Genomic DNA, 6,229 nt, shown 5'->3' on the forward strand with positions numbered 1-6,229 from the left:
GATCATCGGAGGAATAGAAACGGTACTTTGTATAAAAACTACCTCCTTCAGTCACCAGTTGGTTGCTTCGGTTACTTATGAAAGCAGAAGCCCGGAACATAATGTTTTTGTTTAGTCCATAAGTTGCTTCGGGCATAAAATGGTAATTGTAGCCTGATTTCATTTCCTCTTTGAAAAGTGACTGCATCACATTAACCGCCAGGGAATTTGCAGGAACATTACTAGCCGGATCCGTTACTACAAATAACTCCTGGCTAAAAATGTTTTGGCAACTTATTGCAACTGCAACTAAAATAATCTTTCTCATTAATTTAGAATTTTAATGTGAAAATCATCTTCGTTGTTTGAAGCATAAGTTTCAACACTTTTGTATGATTTGGATAATTTTTTGAACTCTTTTTCAGTCACATAGCCTTTGTCAACCACTTGAAATTGTATTTCATTCATGTTATCTGGTTTGTCACTAACCAAAATGTAAGTACTTTGGGTTATGGTTTCCGGCTTTGCAGTTATAATTAAGGAACCTATGAAGAAACCTGCATTTTCTACTTTATCCTTAAAAGATTTTGGACTTAAATTATTGCCTTCATTTAATGTTACTGTAAATGTGTTTGTGTTTAAGTCGGTTTCTACATTAGCCACTTCGGGCATACTTTTTAATTGTTTATTTATTGCATTGGAGCACATTGAACACGTTAAACCCGTTGCTCTTATTTCCGCTTTTATAATTTGTGCATTACTTTTAAGTGAAAACATTAAAATTATTGATGCGATTACTATGTATGCTTTATTTATTTTCTTCATCGTATTTTTTATTTTTTAATTAATTTGGTTATTTCTTCCTCTTTAGGATTGGTTGCAATTAAAATACCTTCAGGACTAAATAAGAATTTAGATGGTAATTCCTCCACGCCAAATAGAACAGCTGTGTTCGAATCAAACCCTTTCGGATCAATTAATTGGGTGAACTTTATTTTGTCTTTTTCGATGGCTTTTAGCCATTTATTAGCGTCTGTATCGATGGATATTCCAATGATTTCTATCTTATCAGGACTAATTTCACTATGGAGTTTTACTAATTTTTTATTACCTAACCGACACGGGCCACACCATGATGCCCAAAAATCTATGAGTATATATTTTCCTTGAAATGATGTTAAGTTGACGTCACTATTTCGACTGCTTTTTAGTTTGATAGCGGGTAATTTGTCTCCGACTTTTATTTGTCCATTTACTATAAAAGTATTGGCTATTATGAAAAATATAAAAAATAGCTTTTTCATTTTACTTATTTTATAGTTTCTACCGTTTTACCACAACTCAACATCATTGACCCATAATATGGATTTTTTACAGCGTTTTCTTTGCTTAACCAATTGGCACCTTTTCCATCGTTATACATAGGGCAGAACTGATAGTAAATAGGGGATTCATATTTAGCCACTTTCATTAGACCGTACATATCTTTTGATACATTTGAAAAATGTTGACGTTGCTGTTTGATGTCTTTGCTGTCTCCAACCTGTTTTACATCTTCTTTTATTGAACTGAGAACTTTCATCCATACCATATGAACATCCATTTCAAGTTTGTCCATTTTGATGGTATTTACAGCACTCAAAAGTTCTTTTGAAGCTGAAGCAACTTTAGTTGCATCAGAGGCAATTAATGCATCTTTTACTAGAAAATAATTTTCGAATACTGCTTTCAATTGATCTTCATTCTCTACCACGACGTTGGCTGATTCAGAATGATTACTATGACTAGCATTTCCTTCGGTAGTCGCTATCCCGATTTCTTCCTTAACATGAACTTTTGCAACTCTTTCATATTGACAACATCCATGAAGATTATTATATACATCATCCGGAGCAAGAAATTTATCACTATCATATCCTGCTAGGGCAATTCTTTTTAGAATTTCATCCTGGTTTGTTTTTTTTGTATCATAAGTTAAAGTAGCCATTTGAGTGTCTTGATCCCAATCTACTTTCGCTATTTTCTTGATATTTCCTGTTTTTTCAATGGTTGTTTTACACATGCCACAATTACCGTAAATTTTAACTGTCTCGGTTGTAGCATTCTTAATTTGTGCATCTGTTGTAGTTGATAGCAATACACAGATTACTACCATTATGTTTATAAATGAATTTTTCATTTTAAATGATATTTGATCAAAGCGAGTACTTTGATTAGTTAATAAAAATAATTTTTAATGAATTACAGTTGATGTAAAGGCTATAATATCATTATTAGTGATGTAGCATAATTTATAACTGTATGAATTTGTATGTGGATAGCAAAAAAGCTACCATTTTGACACAGTTTTGGCTGTCAAAAAAGTTATTTAGCTTATTTTAGGAATTAGCCAAATAGAATAAAAACCATCTGAGATAGACGATTGAGCGTTAGGAAAATTTACTTTTTCTACCGCAGGGAAGTTAAAAACACGGGTTACAAAATTAATTTCTGATAAAAAACTAACTGTTGATGTGGTGCAGGTTGATGCACATCCGCAAAGAGAGTTATCGCAGTTGCCATTACATCCTTTGTTTTCTTCACTATTGGATTTATCTGTACAACAACACTCTTTTTTTTCTGATTTAGAACATGAAATTTCCTTGTTACAAGATTTTTTTGAGTTCTTGACACCACATGCAATAGCACTCGTAGGCATTAAAAAAATGCCTAAAAATAATAATACTATAATGTGAAGTTTTTTCATATATAAAATCAAAACATTACAAAATTACACAGATTTAAATGAAATTCGATTAAGAATTTGTTAAAATAACTAAGTTATTTGAGTTTGATTATTTTTGGAGGGATTTATCTAAAAAATATTTTCAGTTATTCCTTTTAAGTTTTTCTTCTAATAAAATTTACTAATAATTGATTAAATTAAAACTTATTATTTCGAAATCATAAATATAATTTAAGTAAAATGAGTTAATAGGTAATACTAAACTTAGGCTCATTTTGTAGTGATTAATGATGAGAATTTAATGATGTTGATTGACATTGATTTTCAATATTAATCTTTTTTCTTTTGAAAAAAAGAATTAATATGTTTTAACAAACAAGCGGTAAAGAAATCTCTTGGAAATAACTACTAGATAGTGTATTAGCTTAATATAATGGGTACTAAAGATTAAAGTTCTCTCAGATGCTTTTATTTTCAAAACTATTTTAATCGTTACATGTAGAAGTCTTTTTTTTAAACTTGATAATTTTATTTTGAAATTATCAAGTTTAAATATTATGAAATCAGCGTATTTGTATGTCAGGGTAAGTACTGACGAACAGAAGAGAAAAGGCTATTCTCTTCCTGAGCAGGAAGATAGGTTGTTAAGGTACTGCGAACAGAACCAAATTGTAGTAAAGGGGATATTTAAGGAGAACTTTTCAGCAAAGGATTTTAATCGGCCAGAATGGAAGAAAATTATCAATACATTAAAGAGGAACAAAAAAAGCCCTCCAGATAGCATATTGTTTATAAAATGGGATCGTTTTAGCAGAAACATTGAATTTGCATACCATATGCTTAGAATATTGAAAGGACTTAACACTACAGCGATGGCAATCGACCAGCCAATTGATTTTGAAGTGCCTGAAAGCATAGTTATGCTTGCAGTTTACCTTTCAATACCGGAAGCGGAGAACAGCAGGAGGGGTAAAAATGCTTCGGATGGTATGCGAAGATCTCGTAAAATGGGTAGGTTGCCAGGACGGGCACCTATGGGATATAGTAATCAGTCAACTCAGGAAGGCAGGAAGATTATAGTGCCGAAGTTCCCGGAGGCAAACTTAATCAAATGGGCTTTTGAACAGTTTGCAAAGGGGACATTTTCTATTAGTCAAGTCAGGATAATGGTATGTCAAAAAGGTCTTCAATGCAGTAAGAACAATTTTTGGAAGATACTGAGAAACCCCACTTATTGTGGTATAATAACGGTTAGTGCAACGAAAGACGAAGAGATTCAATTTGTAAAGGCCATACATGAACCCATCATATCCGAAGAACTTTTTAGGAAGGTCCAAATACTGCTTACAAGCAGACGCAAACAGAAAGAAGCAAAATTTTGTAGAAAGCTTTTATTCCCTCTAAGGGGATTTACATACTGTCCATTTTGTGGATGTAGATTTACAGGCAGTATATCACAGGGAAAGTTTTCAAAATATAGGTATTACCATTGTTCTACCTCAAGATGCAAGGGAAGATATAGGGCTGATATTTTAGAAGCCTTGTATGAAGATCAGTTAAAAACAATAACCCTTTCTCCGTTTGTATACAAGCTTTTCAGTTTGGTGCTTGAAGATGAAAATATCTTCTCTGCTAGAAGACAATGTTTAGATGAAAAAAAGGCTGTCATTACTGAAATTTCTCAATTTGAAGAGTTAATATCCAATGCGAGAAGTCACTTACTTACAGGAAAAATAGACTTCGAAGATTTCAGGTGTATTAAAAAGGAACATAATCAAAATATTCATTATTTGAACGGTAGGTTGCAGCATCTCGAACAGATACTTATTGGATATGATTCTAGCAATAAAAATGTTTGGTTAGATGATGAGATTAATATTTACCAGTTTTACAAAGCCAAAGACATTGTTGGTAAAAGACACATAGCGAGTTTGTTTTCTCCAGTGTCAATAAATGTACAAAGTAAGGGGTTTAACCCGTTGCAAATCGATCAGGCTATTAAAAAGATTGTAATTTATAATGCTATAGTTTTAGATGTAAAACAACTAAATTCTCAAGTTTATGAAAAAAGAAATTACATAACTATAAAGCCTTTTTCAAGCAGAAAGGTTTCTATCGACAAGGCAATAAAAACATTAAGACAAGGAGGGATCAGAGTTAATGAAGACGAGGCAATCATTATTTTGGATTTTCTATATCTGTTGGCCAGTACTTTCAAGAAAGATGATATCAAAGACGGATGAGATGAATGAATGGTCAGGGAGATTTCGAACACATAATGCTCATATATAGTGAGATTTGACGCTAAAACATTTTAGCCAATCAAGACTCAAAAAAGGCGAATATTTTTCGAAGTGAATATTTTTGAGTTTAATTTATTATAAATCAGCATGTTGTAATGATGATAAAGAAAGACGTCTAAATATAGACGTCTCCTTAAGTTGCTTAGAGTTAAACAAATGAAAGCCAAGTCGTGAGACCTGGCTTTTTTGTTTTAACATCTAGTGGCTTTTTAACTGTTGTGATCTGCGGAACTTAGTGATTTCGGGCAATATAAATATCATTTCGGAAACTGAATGAAAACTTACTCCTTGTGGGCTAGATAAATTACTATGTTTTGCTCAAACGACTCTATTGATTTTTTTTAAGTTCTTTTAAAAAGTTTAAAGATGTTTACCCAATCATTTCCCACTTAATATATCAATATGTTTTATAATTATCTTGATTTGTTTCTCTTCATTTTTTTGAGAAATGATACTTTCGAAAATTTCATTTTTTTCAAATTCATTTAATTTTTCAAAAGCTCCTAAAACTCCTGATTCTTTGAAGGTTTCTAAAATTTGCTTTTTTGTTATTTCTTCTTTTTTGGATAATAAATAGAGTGAAACGGTAACAAAGTCACCACCTTTTTTATTGATTATTTTTCTTATTTCGCCGTTTATAGAAAGCATTTTATCCTCTCCTTTGATTGGAGCAAGATTTCTTGCTTCAATTTTGTAATTATCAATGAAACCAGACACTTTTATATCGCCCCATTTTCCTTCTATATCTTTGGAATTTGGAATTCGTAAATGATAAGTCCAAGCACCTTTTCCTTGTTCGTATATTAATTCGAGTTTTTCGTCTTTTATGATATATTTCATTTTTGTGCCTTTTTTTTCGTCTTTCTGCTAACTAGTACATATGAATTAAATATAAGTCTTTTATGAAAGATTTCTGTTCATCGATTTAAGGTTACTTTCAAAATTACATAAAAAACAAACACTTTATTCTTAAAATAATTTTTATTGAGTATTTCTAAAGCTATTAATGTAGTTTAAAAGTATGTTAACTCTATTTTTCTTAGATAGCTTTGGATTTTTAAACAAAATTAATGCCCAAACCGATAGGAATGGTTTTTTTTAGTTTTAGACTTCAAGTATAACTTCTAATATCATATCGTTCTTTATCAAATTTTCCTTTTATTTACTTATGTTTTCTAATTTTTGAATCATTGCTTTCGTCGATTCTAGATTTGGATCCAAT

Annotated in this window: 6 protein-coding genes and 1 pseudogene; 1 reads left to right on the forward strand and 6 read right to left on the reverse strand. The window is 31.2% G+C overall.

From position 1 onward, the window contains the following. The 5 genes and pseudogenes from C0512_RS14345 to C0512_RS14365 all read right to left on the reverse strand — a co-directional run. Positions 1-307 (reverse strand): annotated as a pseudogene (locus tag C0512_RS14345) (hypothetical protein); the annotation flags it as partial. Further along, entirely contained in the window at positions 307-804 is a 498-nt protein-coding gene (locus C0512_RS14350) for a heavy metal-associated domain-containing protein (protein WP_290862761.1), read from the reverse strand. The gene C0512_RS14350 and the pseudogene C0512_RS14345, both read right to left, overlap by 1 nt. Positions 805-812: 8 nt before the next feature. After that, a complete protein-coding gene (locus C0512_RS14355) occupies positions 813-1,283 on the reverse strand; it encodes a thioredoxin family protein (RefSeq protein WP_290862763.1) in 471 nt (156 codons plus the stop codon). Between the two features lie 5 nt (positions 1,284-1,288). Further along, positions 1,289-2,158, reverse strand: coding sequence for a DUF3347 domain-containing protein (locus tag C0512_RS14360; protein ID WP_290862765.1), 870 nt, complete (start codon positions 2,156-2,158; stop codon positions 1,289-1,291). Positions 2,159-2,347: 189 nt separating this feature from the next. Further along, a complete protein-coding gene (locus C0512_RS14365; RefSeq protein ID WP_290862767.1) occupies positions 2,348-2,725 on the reverse strand; it encodes a hypothetical protein in 378 nt (125 codons plus the stop codon). A gap of 536 nt (positions 2,726-3,261) precedes the next feature. Here C0512_RS14365 and C0512_RS14370 point away from each other — a divergent pair. Further along, the gene (locus C0512_RS14370; RefSeq protein ID WP_290862769.1) at positions 3,262-4,947 is read left to right on the forward strand and encodes a recombinase family protein; all 1,686 of its coding nucleotides are present in this window, start codon (positions 3,262-3,264) and stop codon (positions 4,945-4,947) included. Between the two features lie 438 nt (positions 4,948-5,385). Here the strand turns inward: C0512_RS14370 and C0512_RS14375 are convergent, their stop codons facing one another. Further along, positions 5,386-5,847 (reverse strand): DUF1905 domain-containing protein, encoded by a 462-nt coding sequence (locus tag C0512_RS14375; RefSeq protein ID WP_290862770.1) that lies wholly within the window; start codon positions 5,845-5,847, stop codon positions 5,386-5,388. Between the last annotated feature and the right edge of the window lie 382 nt (positions 5,848-6,229).

Origin of the sequence: Flavobacterium sp., assembly GCF_013822155.1 — a bacterium.
Classification (GTDB): domain Bacteria; phylum Bacteroidota; class Bacteroidia; order Flavobacteriales; family Flavobacteriaceae; genus Flavobacterium.